This is a genomic window from Vibrio sp. 779(2023), assembly GCF_033344285.1.
Classification (GTDB): domain Bacteria; phylum Pseudomonadota; class Gammaproteobacteria; order Enterobacterales; family Vibrionaceae; genus Vibrio; species Vibrio alginolyticus.
The window spans coordinates 65,688-84,659 of the sequence record NZ_JAWPOM010000006.1 but is presented as its reverse complement, the minus strand read 5'-3'; the positions used below and the strand labels follow the sequence as shown (position 1 = coordinate 84,659).

Here is an 18,972-nt window from a genome sequence, read left to right as displayed (position 1 = left end):
TGCGGCGGCTTTGTGATCAAAGTCTATCTATATATTGTCGCTTAAACACAACATATAGGGGTTCATTTGTTTGCGGGTTACAAGATAGTGCTATTACACTGATTTATCAAGGTACAGGTTTGGGATGACTTGTGGATAACTGACAAAATGAAAAAAATCAGTAAGTGAACACTAACCGATGAGAAAAGGGCAGACTTGAATGGTTAAAAGTACGGTTTCGAGATCGGTTTAGAAATAACCGCATGCAAAAATATTTTCCTTGATCTTTGGCCGTTTTTATCTACGAAAAATGGCTTGGTCAAAATGGAATCTAGAGCACGAATTTTAGCCATAAAAAGACAAAAAAAGCGGCAACTTTGTGCTACCGCTTCCGATTCATTTTCTTTAAAAAATGTCAATCACAAAACTCATTTTTTAACTTAATAGCGTTCAGTATTTTTTAGTATGAACGATGTAGTTTACATCTACATTACGACCGAGTTTGTAGCTATCATTTAGAGGGTTGTAATGAAGCCCAGTAATGCCCATTTCCGTCAGGTCAGTTTGGTCTATCATCTTCATCATTTCGGCTGGCTTGATAAACTTATCGTGCTCATGAGTGCCTTCAGGAACAATCTTAAGAAGCTTCTCAGCACCGACAATAGCAAATAAGTACGACTTAATGTTTCGGTTCAAAGTTGAGAAAAACACGTGACCACCGGGTTTGACTAGCGCAGCACAAGAGCGGATAACGGAGAGAGGATCTGGAACGTGTTCAAGCATCTCCATACAAGTCACGACATCGTAAGTTCCTGCGTTTTCTATAGCGTGGTCTTCTATTGTGCTCTGAATGTAGGTCAGTTGAGTGCCTGTTTCTAATGCATGTAGTCGCGCGACTTCTAATGGTTCTTTACCCATATCAAGCCCCGTCACAATAGCGCCTTCTTTTGCCATGCTTTCAGCAAGAATGCCACCACCACAGCCGACATCAAGTGTTCGCTTGCCAAACAAGCCATTTGCTTTTTCAAGTACATAGTTCAAACGAAGTGGGTTAATTTGATGAAGCGGCTTAAACTCGCCTTCTAAATCCCACCATCGAGAAGCCATGTCCTCGAATTTCTTAATTTCACTTGGGTCGACGTTTTGTGCTTTAGTCATAATTGGTTTTATTGCATTCAATCTGAGTCCTTTAGAGGGCGCCAGTATACTCCAACGTTTTACACCCAAACAACCTCGATGTGCTTAGTTAAGGGACAATGACAGAGTTCACTGGCGCGGCAATCGAGACAGGTGCCTGTAATTTGTAAAGCGCTAACTATTGTTTTTGGTTCATCCTTGAACTGGTGCCAGTGATAATAACTCTAAAACCTGCATTTTCGCGTTGTGTGGTTAAAGGAATTTACCTCGCTTTTCCGCGTAAAGGGTCCGATTTTGCTCAATATTGACCGAAATGTAACCACTAATCAGAAAGATATGGGATGAGTGTGCAAATTCTCGACATTTGATTCATAACCAAGCTCACAACCTGATAAAAGGAGAGGGAAAGTGATGCCGAAGTGATGAATTGTGTGTTATATTTTTGCACCTTACACGTATCGTAATTACGATCAGATAATAGAGGGATAATGGCTCTATGAGCGATTTAGCTAAAGAGATCACGCCCGTAAACATTGAAGATGAGCTTAGAGGTTCATACCTAGACTATGCGATGTCAGTCATCGTGGGTCGTGCTCTTCCAGATGTGCGTGATGGCCTAAAACCAGTACACCGCCGCGTTTTATTCGCGATGAACGTACTAGGCAACGATTGGAACAAACCATATAAAAAATCAGCCCGTGTTGTCGGCGACGTAATCGGTAAATATCACCCACATGGTGATATTGCTGTGTACGACACAATCGTACGTATGGCTCAGCCGTTCTCGCTTCGTTACATGCTGGTCGATGGTCAAGGTAACTTTGGCTCGATCGATGGCGACTCTGCTGCGGCAATGCGTTACACCGAAGTTCGAATGGCAAAAATTGCCCATGAACTATTGGCTGACCTAGACAAAGAAACCGTAGACTACGTACCAAACTACGACGGTACTGAGCAGATCCCAGCGGTTCTTCCAACTAAAATTCCAAACCTATTGGTTAACGGTGCTTCTGGTATCGCAGTAGGTATGGCAACCAACATCCCGCCTCATAACCTTGGCGAAGTGATTGATGGCTGTCTTGCATACATCAATAATGAAGAAATCACTATTGATGAACTAATGGATTACATTCCTGGTCCTGATTTCCCAACGGCGGCGCTTATCAGCGGTCGTAAAGGCATTGTAGACGCGTACAAAACAGGTCGTGGCAAAATCTACATGCGTTCGAAAGCGGACATCGAAGTGGAGAAGAATGGTAAAGAGACCATTATCGTCACTGAAATTCCTTACCAGGTGAACAAAGCTCGCTTGATCGAAAAGATCGCTGAGCTAGTTAAAGATAAGAAAGTAGAAGGCATCAGTGCACTGCGCGACGAGTCAGATAAAGACGGTATGCGCATTGTTATTGAGTGTAAGCGCGATGCTGTGGGCGAAGTAGTTCTAAACAACCTTTACGCTCAGACTCAGCTGCAAACCACTTTCGGTATCAACATGGTGGCCCTAAACAATGGCCAGCCACAGCTATTCAACCTAAAAGATATGCTGAAGTGCTTCGTTGATCACCGTCGTGAAGTTGTGACACGTCGTACTATCTTCGAACTGCGTAAAGCGCGTGAACGTGCTCATATCCTTGAAGGTTTAGCTCTAGCGCTTGCTAACATTGATGAAATCATTGAGCTTATCCGTAAGGCACCTACACCGGCTGAAGCAAAAGCGGGTCTTATCGCTCGTGGTTGGGATTTAGGCAACGTTTCAGCAATGCTAGAGCGTGCTGGTACAGATGCTGCGCGCCCTGAATGGCTAGAGCCTGAATATGGTATTCGTGATGGTCAGTACTTCCTGACTGAGCAACAAGCACAAGCTATCCTAGATCTACGTTTACATAAACTAACAGGTCTAGAACACGAGAAGATTCTTGGCGAATACAAAACACTTCTAGAAGAAATCGCTGAACTCATGCATATCCTTGCGAGCACTGAGCGTTTGATGGAAGTGATCCGTGAAGAACTTGAAGCGGTTCGTGACGGCTTTGGTGACGCTCGTCGTACAGAAATCACAGCTGCGAGCCATGATATTGACATGGAAGAGCTGATCGCACGTGAAGACGTTGTGGTTACTCTATCTCACGGTGGTTACGTTAAGTACCAAGTACTGAGCGACTACGAGTCACAGCGCCGTGGTGGTAAAGGTAAGAGTGCGACTAAGATGAAAGATGAAGACCATATCGAGCGTCTTCTAGTGGCGAATACCCACGATAACATCTTGTGTTTCTCTACTCGTGGTAAGACATACCGCCTGAAAGTTTACCAATTGCCTCTAGCGAGCCGTACTGCGCGTGGTAAGCCAATTGTGAACATCCTTCCATTAGAAGAAGGTGAGCGCATTACCGCGATTCTACGTGTTGATGAATTCTCTGAAGACAAATTCATCTTCATGGCAACAGGTGACGGTACGGTTAAGAAAACGCCGTTGAACCAGTTTGCAAACGTACGTTCAAACGGCCTAATCGCTGTGAACCTACGTGAAGACGATTCGTTAATCGGTGTGGATATCACTAACGGCGAAAACGAAATCATGCTGTTCTCTAAAGCGGGGAAAGTGGTTCGCTTTAAAGAAGCAGAAGAGATTCCAGTACTTGATGAAAATGGTAAACCAGTTCTTGATGAGAATGGTCAGCCAGAGATCAAGTTTAAAGGTGTTCGTCCTATGGGTCGTACCGCCTCTGGTGTTCGTGGTATGAAACTGGCTGAAAATGACCAAGTTGTATCACTTATTGTTCCTTCGCACGAAGGCGACATCCTAACGGTTACAGAAAACGGTTATGGTAAACGTACAGCACTTAGCGAGTACCCGACAAAAGGTCGTGGCACTCAAGGTGTAGTTTCTATCAAAGTTTCTGAGCGAAATGGCCCGGTAGTTGGTGCTATCCAGGTTGTTGAAGGTGATGAAATGATGATGATCACCGACGCTGGCACGTTAGTACGTACTCGTGTGGGTGAAGTTAGCCAGGTTGGTCGTAACACACAAGGTGTAACGCTTATCCGTACTGCGGAAGATGAATCAGTTGTTGGTTTGCAACGTATTGAAGAAGTTGATGATGAAGAGCTGCCTACTGATGAAGATGCAGAAGCGTTAGAGTCAACAGGCGAAAATACGCAGCAAGACGCTTCAGAAGCTCCAGCTGCTGATGATGCAGAGGAAGGTAACGAAGAGTAATCTTACATCGTTATCCTGATATGAAAAGCCGAGCCTTAGTTGCTCGGCTTTTTTGTATCTGTATCAACGCATTTAAAGTAAGAAATGCGTACACTGACGTTATCTTTGTTTATGGGACGTGTTATGTCTGTTTGGTTTTTCGCTGCCATCACTCTAATGGGGTTGTTTATCGTACTCTTATCACTGAGTGCATCAAAAGTTAAACCTGCTCAATGGTTTGGTTTTTGCCTGTTAGTACTTGTCGTGACGAGTGCCAGTTTCTTATTGCTGCATCAAACTCCGCCTAAACCAATACAAGCGGAAATGTCACGAATGATGACTGCTCGTGACATCATGAAAGAGATTCAAGACCAGTTGCGTGAAGACCCGAACAACGCTGAATTGTGGTTCCAACTCGGGCAGGGCTACCTGCTAGAGGGGGAATTTGATGGCGCGCTGATTTGTTTTGATTACGCGATCCAACTGACTGAGCCAGTCAGTGCCACGCAACTTGCCGCAAAAGCGACGACCTTGTACTACATTCACCAGCAATCAATGACGCAAGAAGTTAGCTTGCTTTTGGAGCAAGCTTTGCAGATAGAACCGCACAATGAAGCCGCTTTGTCTTTGATCGCAAATGATCATTTTCTGTCATTCCGATTTCAGGAAGCGATTGATGCCTGGGTACTATTATTAGATTCTAATGATCCAAATTTAGATAGGGTGCAAATCATTAACTCTATTAACAAAGCAAAAGAGCTGTTGTAAGCGTACAATTTAACAAGCAATAGAGGGAAAGGTGGGCAACGAATGAAAAATAAAGCACTAAGCATATTGGTTTTGCTGTGCGGCTCTGTGCTGGCGGGTTGTAGCTCTTCCGATCATTCTGGCTCTTCCTCTACGGTTTATTATTCATCGGGTTACTACGACCCGTGGTGGTACGATCATGACGACTACTGGATTTATTACTATCCGGGCTGTTGCGATAACGACGATGAATACAAAGAGAAACTGGAAGAGTGGTGGAATGGTTTAGATGAAGACCAACAGCAATCCATCAAAGACAAAATCGAAGATTGGAAAGACGACGATATGTCCGCCAATATCGATAACATGAAACGCCAACTTGACGATCATTGGCAATCACTGCCTGACGAGCAAAAGCAAGAGATTCGAACCCAATGGGAGAATCGTCCGGAGCATATTGAACCAGCGACTTTACAAGGCAAGGCGGTGAAAGAAAAGGTTCAACAAAGAAAAGCATTACCGGAAACGAAGATCCAGCGTCCAGTTGCTCGTCCAAATGTGCAGATACCTAAAGCACGTCCAAATATTCAACCTAGACCTAGGCTTCCTCGTCGCTAGTACATTCGATTTTTGTCTCTCGATAGAATCAGGATGAAGAGATAAAGATAATAAAGAAAGAAAAGGGGCGTTCAGTACGCCCCTTGTTGTATCTATAAGTTAACCGTTGCCAGTTAGACTAATACGTGGCTTCGCGTTCAGCTGCTGCTTTATCCCACTCTGGCGCTACTGTTTCTAGGAAGTGTTTCTTGTCTGCGTTCATCTTATCCATATCCATGCCTAGTGCTTGTTGTGCTTTCGCTTTGGTCGAGATATCTGGAATTTGAACAGGGTCAGTAATGCCTTTGGTTGCCAGTAAACGAACCAATTTGGTACGGGCGTCAGCAGCGCGGTCAACTGCAGTACCTAGTACTTCAAGTGCTACCTCAGGAGCATGCATGTGAACACCGTGAGAAGCAATCGCGTAGTCCCAACGCCATTGTGCATGGCGAATATCTTGTAGGATAGGTTCCATCTCTGCTTCTGTTGCACCTGCTTTCCACGCTGCGCCTGCTTCAAAGTGTGCCGCTACGATTTGCTTCTCGGCGGTTAGCTTCATGTTCAGTACTTGCGCTTTGCGAGTCGAGACGATGCCTTGTAGCTGCTCTTTAGTTTGGGTATGGCATTGCGCACAGGTGTCTTCAAAACGATCAAATGGGTTACCCACTTTGTGGTCTGTGTACACCGTACCGTCTTCTTTGGTCACTTTAGGCATGTGGCAGTCCACACACACCACTTTGTTTTTACCATGAATACCCGCTCTCCAAGTTTCGAAACCTGGATGTTGCGCTTTTAGCATCGGCGCTTTAGATACGGCATGCGTCCAATCTTTGAAATTCAACGCGTCGTAGTATTTCTCCATGTCATTAACGGTGGTGCCCATATCCCATGGGAATTTAACCGCTTTAGTTGGGCCGGTGAAGTAGTATTCAACGTGACATTGAGCGCAGACCGATGCTTGCTTATCTAGGCGAGACTGTCCATCAAAGTTTTTACCAATAGTATCAAAAGCACGCTCGACGTATGGGCGAGTCAGTGCTAGCGCAGGTTCGCCTTTCTTGAAGGCTTCAGAGCCTGTGTTGTGGCAATCGGAACAACCGATAGGGTTGACGATTTCTGAGCCTAAGCGTGCCCATTTACCTTCGAAATAACCGTCTTCACCACGTTCATCAATCACGCGAGCAACGTCTGGGCTTTTACAGCTCCAGCACGCCATCGGCATAGGGCCGGATTTTTCATCAGTCGGTGCGCCGGTACGTAAGGTTTGACGAACATCATCAATTGCGTAAAAGTGACCGCGCGCTTTGTTGTAGTCTTTCGCGAAGCCATAACCAGCCCACAGGATAACCATGTTTGGGTCTTCACTTAGAGCATCTTCAATGTGCTCACTTTCGGATGTTGCTTTCCAAGAATGGTATTGATCAGGGTGGTTCTGTTCAAAGACATCGTTACGAGGATCGATGAGGCCTTTTTCTTCTGCCGCCAACGGAGCGCCGACCAAAAATAATTGGCTGGCGAATAAGGTCGCAACCGCAATAGGTGCGCTCATCCAGTGTTTTATGCTCACAGTGTTATCTCCATATTCGTTTTTATTAGCAGCGTTGTGAGGAGCTATTCCAAATAAGAACTGGAGATCTACGATTAATAATATTGCTTAATTGGATAGATGAAATAGTGAGTGAATCTTGTCTTGTTTTAGATCAATTTACACCAGTGATCTCAGTCATGTTTGAATTTATATACCTCTAAAGTGGTAGTTATTAAGTCGTTGTTCTACAATGCTTTGGGTTCTTAACCTTTTTAAAAATAGGGTGATTTGGTTCGCTTTTTGAGCAGGTGTTTCTACCCCTTATGAATAATAGAGGTATTATAAATATAGGTTTAGTGTTGTGGCTTTCCGAAATAAGAATTGATGTCATTTGAAGATCTAAAAAATATCTTCAGAGGAAATTAATTGTCGCTCAAATAAATAATTGAGAATAGTTATCAATTATTATCGAGCTAAGGAAAGAACAATATGGGCAATATAAAATTGACCATAGAGACAATGCTGAAACTTCTCTTCATCTTTGCCATCTATGGTTTCTCCATCGCCGCCCACGCGACTTCTTCAGAGCCGATTGAAGGTGCTCAAGCTGAGCGTCATCAAGTCGAGTTGATCCGTGACCGAGACTACAAGTGTCTTCAATGTCATAAGGACGCCAAAGAGACTCTGAATCTATCGCATGATTCGCAAGCGTTATTGAGTCAAGGTAAGCAACTCAATTGCACTAACTGCCATAGCAACATCGGCCCTGATCACCGTGAAGGCGCGCCTGATGTGATTAAGTTTTCTGCCGCGCAATCGAAAGAGGTACACGACAAAGTGTTCCTTGATCCAAGCATGATTCTTAAAGCCAACAGCCGATGTGTGGATTGCCATGCACCGACACAACTGAGAGAAAGCCACTGGACGCACGATGTGCACGCCAAAAACCTCACTTGTTCAAATTGCCACGATGTACACGCAGCGAAAACCAAAGCGTTGTCGTACGACAGAAAACAACTGATCAAGCAGTGTGTGGATTGTCACTCTGAATTTGCCGTCGAACCTGAACTTACCAAAGAAGAGGAGAGATAGCATGAAATGTTCGAGAAGAAACTTTTTAGCCGGCAGCGGCGCGTTGATTTTAACTACAGGCGTTGCAGGCACTTCCGTTGTTAGCTCCTCTCTCTATGCCAGCAACAGTGAACAAGCGAAACGCATGGGTATGGTTCATGATGAAAATGCCTGTATTGGCTGTACCGCTTGTACCGATGCTTGTCGCGAAGTAAATAAAGTCCCTGAAGGCGTAACGCGACTTAAAATTCATCGCAGTGAACCGATTGGCGAATTTCCAGATGTGGAATACCAGTTTACTCGCGAATCCTGTCAGCACTGTGATAACCCACCATGTGTGTACGTTTGTCCAACAGGCGCTGCATACAAAGATGAAGCGACCGGCATCGTGGATGTGCACAAAGAGAAATGTGTCGGATGTGGTTATTGCCTTGCCGCTTGCCCTTACCAAGTGCGCTTCTTTAATCCAGTCGATCACTCTGCGGATAAATGTAACTTCTGCCGTGATACCAACCTAGCGCAAGGTAAGCAGCCAGCTTGCGTGGAATCTTGCCCAACAAAAGCACTCATCTTTGGTGATTTGAATGACCCAACTAGCGAGGTGAGCAAAGCTATCGAAAGCCATGTTGTCTATCGCGATAAATCGCATTTAGGTACGCAACCTAAACTGTACAAAATTCCGCATAGCAAAGGGGAGGTGTCATCATGAACGGCTTCGAAAGTGCATTCCACTTTGACTCGTTAGTCTGGGATTGGATCATCGCGATTTACTTATTCCTTGCTGGGATGTCAGCGGGTGCGGTGATGATTTCAATCTATTTAAAACGCAAAGTGATTGAAGGTGATCCCGCAAAAAACGGCATCATGAAAGCGATGGCTTGGCTCGCACCATTTGGCATCATTGCTGGGTTGGTAATTTTGATTTTCCATTTAACCAAGCCTTTAGAGTTTTGGAAGATCATGATCTACTACAACCCAACGTCTGTGATGTCGATGGGCGTGATCTTGTTCCAAGTGTACATGATCGTGTTGTTTGTTTGGATTGGCGTTATCTTCCGCCATCAAATCATCAGCTTCTGTGAAGGGAAGTTACCAAGCAAACTGCTGGATTTTGCCGATGGCATTTTGATTAAGGCGGGGAAAGCCAACAACGCCATTGAATTGTTCTTGGGCTTCTTAGCCGTCGTACTTGCAGCGTACACTGGCTTTCTATTGTCTGCGTTGAAGACTTATCCAATGCTAAACAATCCAGTACTGCCAATCTTGTTCCTGTTCTCTAGTTTGTCCTCGGGCGCAGCGGCATGCTTGATGTTCGGCATCTTGGTGTTTAAAGAGTCGACCAGCAGCCCAAGTGTATCTTGGGTGCACGGATTTGAACGCCCAGTAGTGTTGTTTGAGTTGTTTGTCTTAGTGACCTTCTTTACTGGATTGATCTTCAGCGGTGGTCAGAACGAAGTCGCGGCTTGGAATGCAATTTCGAGTGGATTCTGGGCTCAATGGTTCTGGGTTGGGGTAGTGTTCATCGGCATGATTACGCCTTTGACTCTCAATTGGTTGACGCCTTCTGAAGTGCGCCACAAAGGCAGTTACGTTTTTGTGGTCACGACGTTGAGCTTGGTTGGCGTACTTATGCTGCGTACTTTCATTCTCTATGCCGGTCAAATGACCGTAGTGTAAGGGGGATAAATGGAAGCTGAGCTAGGGTTCTTCTTACTGATATTGGTGGCTGTAACATCGACTTGTGCATCGTTGCTGCATTGGCTACGTCGTGCTATGGGTAAGAAGGCGACATTGCCGCATCAAGTCGCGATGTCCCACATCATTAGCTTAGCTTCCATCATTTGTTTAGCACTTCTGATCGTCTGCTTCGTGCAAGACAACTTCACGTTGGAATATGTTGTTACGCATTCCAACAGTCAACTTCCCGTGGCGTTCAAAATTGCTGCCGCTTGGGGTGGGCACCAAGGCTCCATGTTGTTTTGGGTCGTCACCTTGAGTTTATGGGCGTCGTTTATTGCATTTAAGTCACCGCTCAACGCCCAATATACTTGTGACTGTTTAGGAATCATGAACGTTCTTATTGCGACATTTGCTTGGTTCACGTTAATGACCTCTAACCCGTTCGAGTATGCCCAAGTATTGGCGTCGGAAGGACGAGATCTAAACCCAATGTTGCAAGATGTTGGGCTTATCATTCATCCACCATTGCTTTATCTCGGTTATGTCGGTTACGCAGCAATATTAGCTTTTGCATTAGCAGCGCTATTGGGTAAACAACCGATGAGCGATTGGTATGTGGTTGCTCGAAGCGCAGCGTTTTTTGCATGGGGAACGCTCACGTTGGGTATCTTGGTGGGATCATGGTGGGCGTACAATGAGCTAGGGTGGGGCGGCTGGTGGTTTTGGGACCCTGTGGAGAACGCTTCTCTACTCCCTTGGCTTACTGGTACTGCTTTGTTGCACAGCGGTGTTGTCGCAACACGTAACAGAGGCGCAATTTGGAGCACCTATGCACTGGCGTTTGCTGCGTTCAACCTAAGCATTTTAGGGACATTCGTGGTGCGCTCTGGCGTGCTGACTTCAGTGCACGCTTTTGCGGTGGACCCAACTAAAGGTTTGGTGCTGCTTGGTGTATTGAGCTTGCTTGTCATCATCACTTTTGGCGTATTGATTTTGCGAGGAGAACAACTCCCTCGCTTCAAACTTCAATCTCTAGCGAGCCGAGCTTACACTGCTTACATCGCAAAAGGGCTGCTGGTTATTGCGACTGCTATCGTTTTTCTTGGCACTTTTTATCCGATGGTTTATCAACTGCTCGGTTTAGGAAACATTTCAGTTGGCGCACCTTATTTTAATAGTCTGATCTTCCCATTAAGCATACTGGCTCTGATTGCCCTAGCTTTCATGCCGCTGCTGAAATGGACAAAAGGCACAGTGCCGAGTGTAAGCGCTGATATTGCGATCAGTATTGCGTTATCTCTTGTCTCTGGGATCGGGTTTATCTTCTTAGTGCACGCACTGCATTTCGAAGTATTGCTAACCATAACGTTGGCTACTTGGGTGATTGTGGCGCATCTCGTTATGCTGTTTCGTTGTTCCAATAAGCGCAAACTCATGCCAATCGTGATGGCACATATCGGTTTTGCGCTGGCGGTGAGTGGAGCTGTATTCAACAGTCACTACTCATATGAACACAATTTACGTGTCGAACCCGGCAGTTCTCAACAAAGGGCGGGGATCACTATCGATTATCATGGTATCGAATGGCTGGTGGGGCCAAACTACACCGCTGAACAAGGACAGATCACCTTGCACTTGGAAGATGGCCGCATGTTCAATTTCAACCCGCAAAAGCGCCATTACCCTGTGCGAGTGATGAATATGACCGAGCCTGCGATTCGTTCACTATGGCATGGCGATTATTACGTGACATTGGGTGACAAAGTCGACACTCATGCTTATGCGATTAAAGTTCAGTACCGAGCAGGTATTTGGTGGATATGGTCTGGTGGGTTATTAGCTGTGTTTGGTGCGCTGTTAACCGGCCTAAAGAAAAAGAGAGAGGCTATCAATGCGATCGAGAAATACGCTTAAACTCGCAGGTCTCGTTTTGGCTGTTGCCGTGTTTACTGTAGTAACTGCGATGGCCTTGTCTGAGCGACCGCATGTTGAATTGTCCCCACAACGAAATTTAGAGACACCTAATTTTCGCTCTACTTCTCTGATCTCTGATGACATGGTTTCTGAGCAGCTGTTCAAAAGCGACGGATATAAATTATTGAATGTTTGGGCATCTTGGTGTGGGGTATGCAAGCGAGAGCATGAAAAGTTATTGCAGTTAGCAGAACTTGGTGTGCCTATTATTGGGCTGAATTATAGAGATCAAAAACAAGCCGCTCGTGAATATTTGAGCTCTAAACGAAATCCATATATTGAAGTAATTAGTGACCCTAATGGAAAGCTCGCTGTGGAGCTAGGTGTTATCGGAACGCCGGAAACTTACTTGATTGATCCAAATGGTCGTATATTGATCAAATATCGTGGAGAGCTAACGGCAGATAAATGGAACGATATATTTTCAGGATACTTGAATGTTTCGATTTAATAATCTTCTCCTCACTTTAATCCTATTTATACTATTTTCTCCTTTCACGATAAGTGCGGATTTAGAACAGAATGTTGATCTGTTTGAGTTTCATTCTGTTGAAGTGCAACAGCGTGCAACCTCGCTAGCCAAGACATTACGCTGCCCGCAGTGTCAAAACCAAAACCTTGTCGAGTCTAATGCACAGGCGGCCAAAGACCTGAGGTTGAAAGTGTATACGATGGCCAATGAAGGCAGCTCAGATCAAGAAATAAAGGACTATCTAGTTGCTCGTTATGGGAATATTGTTCTGTATCAACCACCATTAAATTATTCCACGGCGCTGTTGTGGATCTTTCCTGTGCTATTTTTGATCTTTTTTGTCTTATATTCGATCCGAATGGTGAAGCGTAATTAATGTGACCGTTATTCCACTATTAAAAATAAATTGTGCACTTAACAAGCAGAATGTTATCATTTTTCCGAATTTATGAAGTTTCCAGTATAAAGAAAATAAAAATTTTGAGCTGGATAAGTAATAAAAGAACGAAATAGGTGCACGCAGTGGATTCAGTTATATTACAACTTAAAAAAGACTTCTATTCGCAGATTCGTGCATTGCAATCACCGAACCTGCCTCAAGCTACTTCAACGCTCGCCGTGTTGACCGACGAGGAAATCCAAGAACTCGAAGCAGTTTGGATTGAACTCGCCGTTTGGAAGCGCAGTCAGACCCATTAAAAGATAGACCAAACGACCTTCTTGAAACCCCAGACAAAATTTGTCTGGGGTTTTTTATTGTAGTTTTTTTAAATTGTTATAATATAACAATTGTTCAGTTGGAGAGTGGTTCTCTTTTGCTGTCTTGAGTGGATAACTGCCCTCAATTGTGATCTCTATATTGCAAAATGCGGTATCAGTCCCCATAGTTGAAGAGCAACGAGTAAATCCCATGAATGCAATAACGAAAACGCATCAAGCGCATCAAGCAATAAATCGAGTGAGTATAGATATGGCGGAAGTACGTGCCAGAGTAGATTTTAAAGTCGGGGCAAAAAGTAACATTGATGCCGAAATTCTGTCTTTCCATGGTCTGAAGACAGACAAAGAGCATGTTGCTATTATCTTTAAACAAGCGGACCAAACTCAGGACATGCCTTTAGTTCGTATGCACTCTGAGTGTTTGACAGGCGATGTGTTCCACTCTTCACGCTGTGACTGTGGTGAGCAACTAGAAGAGACGATCAATCGCATGGGCGAGTCCGGTGGTATCATCTTGTATCTCCGTCAGGAAGGTCGTGGTATTGGCTTGTACAATAAGATCGATGCATACCGCTTACAAAGCCAGGGCATGAACACGTACGAAGCTAACAACCATTTGGGCTTTGATGATGACCTGCGTGATTTCACAGAAGCAGCACAAATGCTAGAAGCTTTAGGCGTGAATAAGATCCGCCTCGTGACGAACAACCCTAAGAAAATTCGTGAGTTATCTGAGTACGGAATTGAAATTGGCGAGGTTGTCAATACCTCTGCACATATCAAAGATGGCAACGAAAATTATCTGAAGGCAAAAGTCTCTCACGGAAAACATGACCTAAAGGTTTAATCCTAAAGATAAAACTGACAATAAAGCCTGTGAAAAACCTCATTTTTATGAGGTTTTTTTGTATCTGGAGTTGCAAATAAATTGTAAATTTGTATTATCTCGAGACTAAAGTGCAAATAAGAATAATTAGCACTACCAATACGATAATTGAAAAGCTCAACAAGGATGCTTCAGATGAATGCAAAAAAAGTTTTAGTCCAATCTATTGCTGCATCACTCCTCATTGCCAGTGGTTCTACCGTTGCTGCCACAGTAACTAAACAACAAGTAGTCGAACATTACGCGGACGTTGCCCATGCTGTGTTTGCTGATTCAGTAACAACAGCGAAGGCGCTTGACGTAAAAATCGACGAATTTCTAAAATCACCATCAGCGAAAAAGCTTGAAGAAGTAAAACAAGCTTGGCTAGATTCTCGCGTGCCTTACCAACAGTCTGAAGTTTTCCGTTTTGGTAACGCGATTGTTGACGATTGGGAAGGTCAGCTGAACGCATGGCCACTTGATGAAGGTTTGATTGACTACGTAGCGGCTGATTACCAATACGAATTGGGTAACGAGGGCGCTGCTGCCAACATCATCGCGAACACTAGCCTACAGATCGGTGCTTCTAAACTGGACGTTTCAAAAATCACTCCAGAATTGCTAGCGGATCTAAACGAAGTAGGCGGTTCTGAGGCAAACGTTGCATCAGGTTACCACGCGATTGAATTCTTGCTTTGGGGTCAAGACCTAAACGGCACTAACGCGGGTGCAGGTCAACGTGCTTACACTGATTTCGTTGTCGGTTCTGAGTGTACGAATGGTCATTGTGATCGTCGTGGTGAGTACCTAAAAGCGGCCGCTGATCTACTGGTTCAAGACCTTGAGTGGATGGAAAAGCAGTGGTCCGCAGAAGTGAAAGGCAACTACCGTGAAGAGCTACTAAATGAATCTGCTGAGAATGGTCTACGTAAGATGCTATTCGGCATGGGTTCTCTTTCTCTAGGTGAGCTAGCGGGTGAGCGCATGAAGGTGGCACTAGAGGCAAACTCGACTGAAGACGAACACGATTGTTTCTCAGACAACACGCACAACTCTCACTACTACAATGAGCAAGGCATCTACAACGTTTACACAGGTACATACAAAGGTGTAAACGGCAAAGCGCTATCTGGTCCAAGTATCGCTGACCTTGTTGCTCAAAAAGACAAGAAAGCCGCGACCGAAATTCAAAAGCAGTTTGATACAACACGTAGCCAAGTTGGTGAGCTAGTGACTTCTGCAGAGAAGAACAACCAGCACTTTGACCAACTTATTGCAGCGGGTAACGCACAAGGCAACGCGCTAGTAAACGACACCATCATGTCGTTGGTAGCACAAACCGGTGCGATTGAGCGTGCGGCAAGCATTGTCGGCATCGACAGCCTAAGCCCTGATACTGCTGACCACGAGTTTTAATAAGAAAACCATAATAAATAAGGGCTCTTTGTGAGCCCTTTTGACGTTTGAGCTCGTTGTTATCACCCTTGTTGTCTATGTAGAGCAATGATATGAAGCCATACCTAATTTCTGCGCTAGCCGCGATCCTTTCTTCTTCTGCCATGGCTTATGATGTTAAGTCTGGTGGCAAAACCAGTGTTAAAAAAGACGGCGCGAATGCCTATTCTCTTCCTGCTGCTAACTTGCCAATGAGCAAACGCCTCGATTTTAGCGTCGGTAACAGCTTTTTCCGCAACCCTTGGGTACAAGCGCCAGCGTCAACAGACGCTCGTGATGGCTTAGGCCCGCTTTTTAACACCAATGGTTGTCAGAATTGTCACATCAAAGACGGTCGTGGTCATCCGCCAGAGAAAGATGATTTACATGCCGTGTCTATGTTAGTGCGCTTAAGCATTCCTGCGATGACGCCAGAACAAAAGAAAGCTTACATCAAAGATGGCGGCATACCTGAGCCGACTTATGGTGGCCAGCTTCAAGATTTCGCCCTGCAAGATCAAACGCCAGAAGGCAAAATCGAAATCACTTACACCGATGTCCCAGTGAAATTTAAAGACGGTACGACGGTGACGCTAAGAAAACCTCATTTGAACATTACCGATCTGGGTTACGGCGATATGCACCCTGATACCGAGTTCTCAGCACGCGTGGCACCGCCAATGATCGGCCTTGGTTTGTTAGAGAGTATTCCCGACGAAACGCTACTTGCTTGGGCTGATGAACAAGATGCCGACAAAGACGGTATCTCAGGCAAAGTCAATAAGGTGTGGGATATTGAGAAGGACGACTTCTCGATTGGTCGTTTTGGCTGGAAAGCAGGACAACCGACGCTAATGCAGCAAAATGCGGCGGCGTTCAATGGTGATGTGGGTCTTACGAGCCATTTATTCCCGAACGAAAACTGCACCTCGAAACAAAGTATTTGTGACGACATGCCAAATGGCGGTAAACCAGAAGTGAGTGAAAATATTCTCGACTTCGTTGAGTTTTACAGCCAGCACTTAGCAGTACCTATTCGCCGTAATATCAATGATCCTAATGTGAAGCTTGGTCAGCAAATCTTTGCTGCGTCTGGCTGTGAAAGCTGCCATAAGACCAGTGTTAAAACGGCCAAGCGACCAGAGTTACCAGCGCTTTCTGAGCAGCTTATCCACCCATACACAGACATGCTTCTGCATGACATGGGTGAAGGCTTAGCCGATAACCGTCCGGAATACTTAGCAAACGGCCGTGAATGGCGAACGGCACCGCTATGGGGTATTGGTTATACCGAAGAAGTAAACGGACACACTTACTTCTTACATGATGGCCGCGCTCGTAACCTGATGGAAGCGGTGTTGTGGCACGGCGGCGAAGCTGAAACGGCGAAACAAAACGTTTTGGCACTGAACAAAAAAGAACGTGACGCATTGATTGCGTTTCTGAACTCTCTATAAGGAAGCAACCATGAAAAAAACACTGTTAGTGAGTGCGATTGCTGCAACGTTAAGTTTGGTTGGTTGCCAATCGACCGTCGGTTCGAGCTCAGCCAAGCCTGAGAGTACAAGCCATATTTCTCAAAGCGTGTACGAGGTCGAGTTTCAATCAGCGCAGACGTTTTTAGCGCAAACCACAGAACTTGAACAACGCTTCGCGGATTACTGCGCATCAGAGTCGAAAGATGATGCACAAGTAAAACAGCAATGGCATCAAACTATGCTTGCGTGGATGGCGTTACAAGGTCAAGAACGTGGCCCTGCTATGGCGTTGGAGCAAAGCTGGAATGTTCAGTTTTGGCCAGATAAAAAGAACACCACTGGTCGTAAGATGTCTGTACTGACGAAATCTGATCAAGCTTGGAGTGCAGAAGATATTTCCACCCAAAGTGTCACCGTGCAAGGTTTAGGGGCACTGGAATGGCTGCTTTACGATAAAGCGTCGACCTTATCTAGCAACAACAATACTTGTGCGACAGGCGTTTCGATTGCAGAAAACCTCGATAACAAAGCGCAGATCATTGCGGATTCTTGGGCAGAGAATCCTTGGAAATCGCTAGAGATGACGGAATGGGAATCTGAGTACATTTCACTGCTCTCTAATCAGCTTGAATACAGCATGAAGAAGTTGAGTCGACCGCTAGCGAAGATTGGCAAGCCTCGCCCGTATTTCTCAGAATCGTGGCGTTCAGAGACCTCGCTTTCAAACTTAAAAGCCAACCTTCAAGGGATGGAAGCGTTGTACTTTGCTAACGGGAATGGTCTAGATGCGCTACTAAGAGAGCAAGGCCATGAAGATCTCGCAGACCGTGTTGTTCATCAGTTTGAAATGGCGTTAGAAACTTGGCCAGAAGATAAGAGCTTGTTTGCTGCACTACAAACAAAAGAAGGCTATCGCATGGTGCTCGCTCAGTACAATAAGCTAGAGCAATTGAAGTACCTGATTCACGAAGAAGTGGCGATCGAGCTTGGCGTGGTTATAGGATTTAATGCAACCGATGGTGACTGATCAAACCCGCCGAAACTTACTGAAAGCCGCTCTATTCGGGGCGGCTACACCTATGATGCCATTTGGTTGTGCTTCAACAAGCTCACGTGAGCCTGCGTTGATCGGCTGCTCTATCATTGGCCGAGATAAATATGCAGCGGTGGTAGCGGATGAGCATGGTATGCCGCTATCTTCATTGCCGATTCCTGAGCGTGGTCACGGTGTAGCAACCAACCAACAAGGCCACGCCGTAGTTTTTGGTCGTCGACCAGGTACTTTCTTCATGGTATTTGATTATCGCTCAGGGCAGATGATCAAACTGCAACTAGCAAAGCCAAATCGCCATTTCTATGGGCATGGCGTTTACTCCCATGACGGCACATTGCTATTTGCCACAGAAGGGGAGAGGGGGACAAGTCGCGGGATCATTGGTGTTTATGATGTGCAGAAGCAATATCAAAAAATCGATGAGTTAACAGGTTTTGGCCTTGGCCCGCATGAAGTGATCATGATGCCTGACGGCGCACTAGCGATTGGCGTCGGTGGCGTACACACCAACGGCCGTGAACCACTGAACCTTGAAACGATGAAACCGAGCTTAAGTTATCTTTCACAAGATGGTGCGTTGCTGGATCAGGTTTCTTTACCGGATCACAAGTTGAGTATTCGCCACTTAGCCCATGATGGTGCGGAAACCGTGCTTTGTGGGCAGCAATATCGTGGTGAGCCGGATGAGTATCCAGCCTTGATCGCCATGCACACGCGTGGTGGTGAAATGCAAGATCTTCAAGCTGAGCCTGAAGAGTGGGCGCGTTTCAATCACTACGTTGCGAGTATTGCAGCAACCGATGAATGGATCTTAGCCACTTCGCCTCCGGGCAGTTGTTATGGTATATGGTCTAAATCTACGGGCAAATTGGTCGAGCTAAGTGCGTTACCAGATGCCTCTGGTGTTGTGGTCTATGGCGATGAGTTCCGAGTCAGCTCTGGGGCGGGAAAAGTGGTAGAGCAAAGACCAGAGGAGTCAAAAAGTACCTTCGCAAGCGGAGTGCAATGGGACAACCATTGGTCGAGAATTATCTAGA

Annotated in this window: 17 protein-coding genes; 15 read left to right on the top strand and 2 right to left on the bottom strand. The window is 45.4% G+C overall.

What is annotated here, in order from left to right; genetic code table 11:
- Nucleotides 1-429: 429 nt before the first annotated feature.
- On the bottom strand, nucleotides 430-1,137 hold the full coding sequence (ubiG, locus tag R8O70_RS09995) for a bifunctional 2-polyprenyl-6-hydroxyphenol methylase/3-demethylubiquinol 3-O-methyltransferase UbiG (RefSeq protein WP_017636129.1): 708 nt from the start codon (nucleotides 1,135-1,137) through the stop codon (nucleotides 430-432).
- A gap of 475 nt (nucleotides 1,138-1,612) precedes the next feature.
- On the opposite strand from ubiG, the gene gyrA reads away from it, so the two are divergent.
- The 3 genes from gyrA to R8O70_RS09980 all read left to right on the top strand — a co-directional run bounded on the left by gyrA (nucleotide 1,613) and on the right by R8O70_RS09980 (nucleotide 5,677).
- Nucleotides 1,613-4,333, top strand: a complete 2,721-nt coding sequence (gene gyrA, locus R8O70_RS09990) for a DNA topoisomerase (ATP-hydrolyzing) subunit A (protein WP_206959889.1) — start codon at nucleotides 1,613-1,615, stop codon at nucleotides 4,331-4,333.
- 123 nt (nucleotides 4,334-4,456) lie between these two features.
- On the top strand, nucleotides 4,457-5,080 hold the full coding sequence (locus tag R8O70_RS09985; protein WP_054701274.1) for a tetratricopeptide repeat protein: 624 nt from the start codon (nucleotides 4,457-4,459) through the stop codon (nucleotides 5,078-5,080).
- Between the two features lie 42 nt (nucleotides 5,081-5,122).
- The gene (locus R8O70_RS09980) at nucleotides 5,123-5,677 is read left to right on the top strand and encodes a hypothetical protein (protein ID WP_017636126.1); all 555 of its coding nucleotides are present in this window, start codon (nucleotides 5,123-5,125) and stop codon (nucleotides 5,675-5,677) included.
- Nucleotides 5,678-5,795: 118 nt separating this feature from the next.
- Here the strand turns inward: R8O70_RS09980 and nrfA are convergent, their stop codons facing one another.
- Nucleotides 5,796-7,223 carry an ammonia-forming nitrite reductase cytochrome c552 subunit gene (nrfA, locus tag R8O70_RS09975; protein ID WP_085569792.1) on the bottom strand — a complete coding sequence of 476 codons (1,428 nt, stop codon included), beginning with the start codon at nucleotides 7,221-7,223 and terminating at the stop codon, nucleotides 5,796-5,798.
- A gap of 450 nt (nucleotides 7,224-7,673) precedes the next feature.
- Between nrfA and nrfB the strand changes: the two genes are divergently transcribed.
- From nrfB to R8O70_RS09915, 12 genes are all read left to right on the top strand, one after another.
- Nucleotides 7,674-8,276, top strand: a complete 603-nt coding sequence (gene nrfB, locus R8O70_RS09970; protein WP_054701239.1) for a cytochrome c nitrite reductase pentaheme subunit — start codon at nucleotides 7,674-7,676, stop codon at nucleotides 8,274-8,276.
- A 1-nt stretch (nucleotide 8,277) separates the two neighbouring features.
- Nucleotides 8,278-8,964, top strand: coding sequence for a cytochrome c nitrite reductase Fe-S protein (gene nrfC, locus R8O70_RS09965; protein WP_017636123.1), 687 nt, complete (start codon nucleotides 8,278-8,280; stop codon nucleotides 8,962-8,964).
- Nucleotides 8,961-9,932, top strand: a complete 972-nt coding sequence (nrfD, locus tag R8O70_RS09960; protein ID WP_258624369.1) for a cytochrome c nitrite reductase subunit NrfD — start codon at nucleotides 8,961-8,963, stop codon at nucleotides 9,930-9,932. The genes nrfC and nrfD overlap by 4 nt, the downstream gene beginning before the upstream one ends.
- Before the next feature lie 9 nt (nucleotides 9,933-9,941).
- Complete coding sequence (locus tag R8O70_RS09955) at nucleotides 9,942-11,849, top strand: heme lyase CcmF/NrfE family subunit (RefSeq protein ID WP_064368589.1); 1,908 nt, start codon at nucleotides 9,942-9,944, stop codon at nucleotides 11,847-11,849.
- The gene (locus tag R8O70_RS09950; RefSeq protein WP_064368588.1) at nucleotides 11,827-12,360 is read left to right on the top strand and encodes a DsbE family thiol:disulfide interchange protein; all 534 of its coding nucleotides are present in this window, start codon (nucleotides 11,827-11,829) and stop codon (nucleotides 12,358-12,360) included. Before R8O70_RS09955 ends, R8O70_RS09950 begins: the two co-directional genes overlap by 23 nt.
- On the top strand, nucleotides 12,347-12,757 hold the full coding sequence (nrfF, locus tag R8O70_RS09945; protein WP_017636119.1) for a heme lyase NrfEFG subunit NrfF: 411 nt from the start codon (nucleotides 12,347-12,349) through the stop codon (nucleotides 12,755-12,757). The genes R8O70_RS09950 and nrfF overlap by 14 nt, the downstream gene beginning before the upstream one ends.
- A 146-nt stretch (nucleotides 12,758-12,903) precedes the next feature.
- Complete coding sequence (locus tag R8O70_RS09940) at nucleotides 12,904-13,080, top strand: hypothetical protein (protein ID WP_064369100.1); 177 nt, start codon at nucleotides 12,904-12,906, stop codon at nucleotides 13,078-13,080.
- 271 nt (nucleotides 13,081-13,351) lie between these two features.
- Nucleotides 13,352-13,948, top strand: a complete 597-nt coding sequence (locus tag R8O70_RS09935) for a GTP cyclohydrolase II (protein WP_025767283.1) — start codon at nucleotides 13,352-13,354, stop codon at nucleotides 13,946-13,948.
- Between the two features lie 174 nt (nucleotides 13,949-14,122).
- On the top strand, nucleotides 14,123-15,385 hold the full coding sequence (locus R8O70_RS09930; protein ID WP_213969738.1) for an imelysin family protein: 1,263 nt from the start codon (nucleotides 14,123-14,125) through the stop codon (nucleotides 15,383-15,385).
- Between the two features lie 92 nt (nucleotides 15,386-15,477).
- The gene (locus tag R8O70_RS09925; RefSeq protein ID WP_206957882.1) at nucleotides 15,478-16,860 is read left to right on the top strand and encodes a di-heme oxidoredictase family protein; all 1,383 of its coding nucleotides are present in this window, start codon (nucleotides 15,478-15,480) and stop codon (nucleotides 16,858-16,860) included.
- Between the two features lie 10 nt (nucleotides 16,861-16,870).
- Nucleotides 16,871-17,908 (top strand): imelysin family protein, encoded by a 1,038-nt coding sequence (locus R8O70_RS09920; protein WP_005386819.1) that lies wholly within the window; start codon nucleotides 16,871-16,873, stop codon nucleotides 17,906-17,908.
- Nucleotides 17,889-18,971 (top strand): DUF1513 domain-containing protein, encoded by a 1,083-nt coding sequence (locus R8O70_RS09915; RefSeq protein WP_017820460.1) that lies wholly within the window; start codon nucleotides 17,889-17,891, stop codon nucleotides 18,969-18,971. Before R8O70_RS09920 ends, R8O70_RS09915 begins: the two co-directional genes overlap by 20 nt.
- The last annotated feature ends 1 nt before the right edge of the window (nucleotide 18,972 follow it).

Bases quoted from the DNA above. Each gene is read 5' to 3' on its own strand.
- R8O70_RS09955 (WP_064368589.1), top strand. From the start codon at position 9,942: ATGGAAGCTGAGCTAGGGTTCTTCTTACTGATATTGGTGGCTGTAACA.
- R8O70_RS09935 (WP_025767283.1), top strand. From the start codon at position 13,352: ATGGCGGAAGTACGTGCCAGAGTAGATTTTAAAGTCGGGGCAAAAAGT.
- nrfF (WP_017636119.1), top strand. From the start codon at position 12,347: ATGTTTCGATTTAATAATCTTCTCCTCACTTTAATCCTATTTATACTA.
- nrfC (WP_017636123.1), top strand. From the start codon at position 8,278: ATGAAATGTTCGAGAAGAAACTTTTTAGCCGGCAGCGGCGCGTTGATT.
- R8O70_RS09985 (WP_054701274.1), top strand. From the start codon at position 4,457: ATGTCTGTTTGGTTTTTCGCTGCCATCACTCTAATGGGGTTGTTTATC.
- R8O70_RS09930 (WP_213969738.1), top strand. From the start codon at position 14,123: ATGAATGCAAAAAAAGTTTTAGTCCAATCTATTGCTGCATCACTCCTC.
- R8O70_RS09925 (WP_206957882.1), top strand. From the start codon at position 15,478: ATGAAGCCATACCTAATTTCTGCGCTAGCCGCGATCCTTTCTTCTTCT.
- nrfB (WP_054701239.1), top strand. From the start codon at position 7,674: ATGGGCAATATAAAATTGACCATAGAGACAATGCTGAAACTTCTCTTC.
- ubiG (WP_017636129.1), bottom strand. From the start codon at position 1,137: ATGACTAAAGCACAAAACGTCGACCCAAGTGAAATTAAGAAATTCGAG.
- gyrA (WP_206959889.1), top strand. From the start codon at position 1,613: ATGAGCGATTTAGCTAAAGAGATCACGCCCGTAAACATTGAAGATGAG.
- R8O70_RS09980 (WP_017636126.1), top strand. From the start codon at position 5,123: ATGAAAAATAAAGCACTAAGCATATTGGTTTTGCTGTGCGGCTCTGTG.
- R8O70_RS09915 (WP_017820460.1), top strand. From the start codon at position 17,889: ATGCAACCGATGGTGACTGATCAAACCCGCCGAAACTTACTGAAAGCC.
- R8O70_RS09950 (WP_064368588.1), top strand. From the start codon at position 11,827: ATGCGATCGAGAAATACGCTTAAACTCGCAGGTCTCGTTTTGGCTGTT.
- nrfD (WP_258624369.1), top strand. From the start codon at position 8,961: ATGAACGGCTTCGAAAGTGCATTCCACTTTGACTCGTTAGTCTGGGAT.
- R8O70_RS09920 (WP_005386819.1), top strand. From the start codon at position 16,871: ATGAAAAAAACACTGTTAGTGAGTGCGATTGCTGCAACGTTAAGTTTG.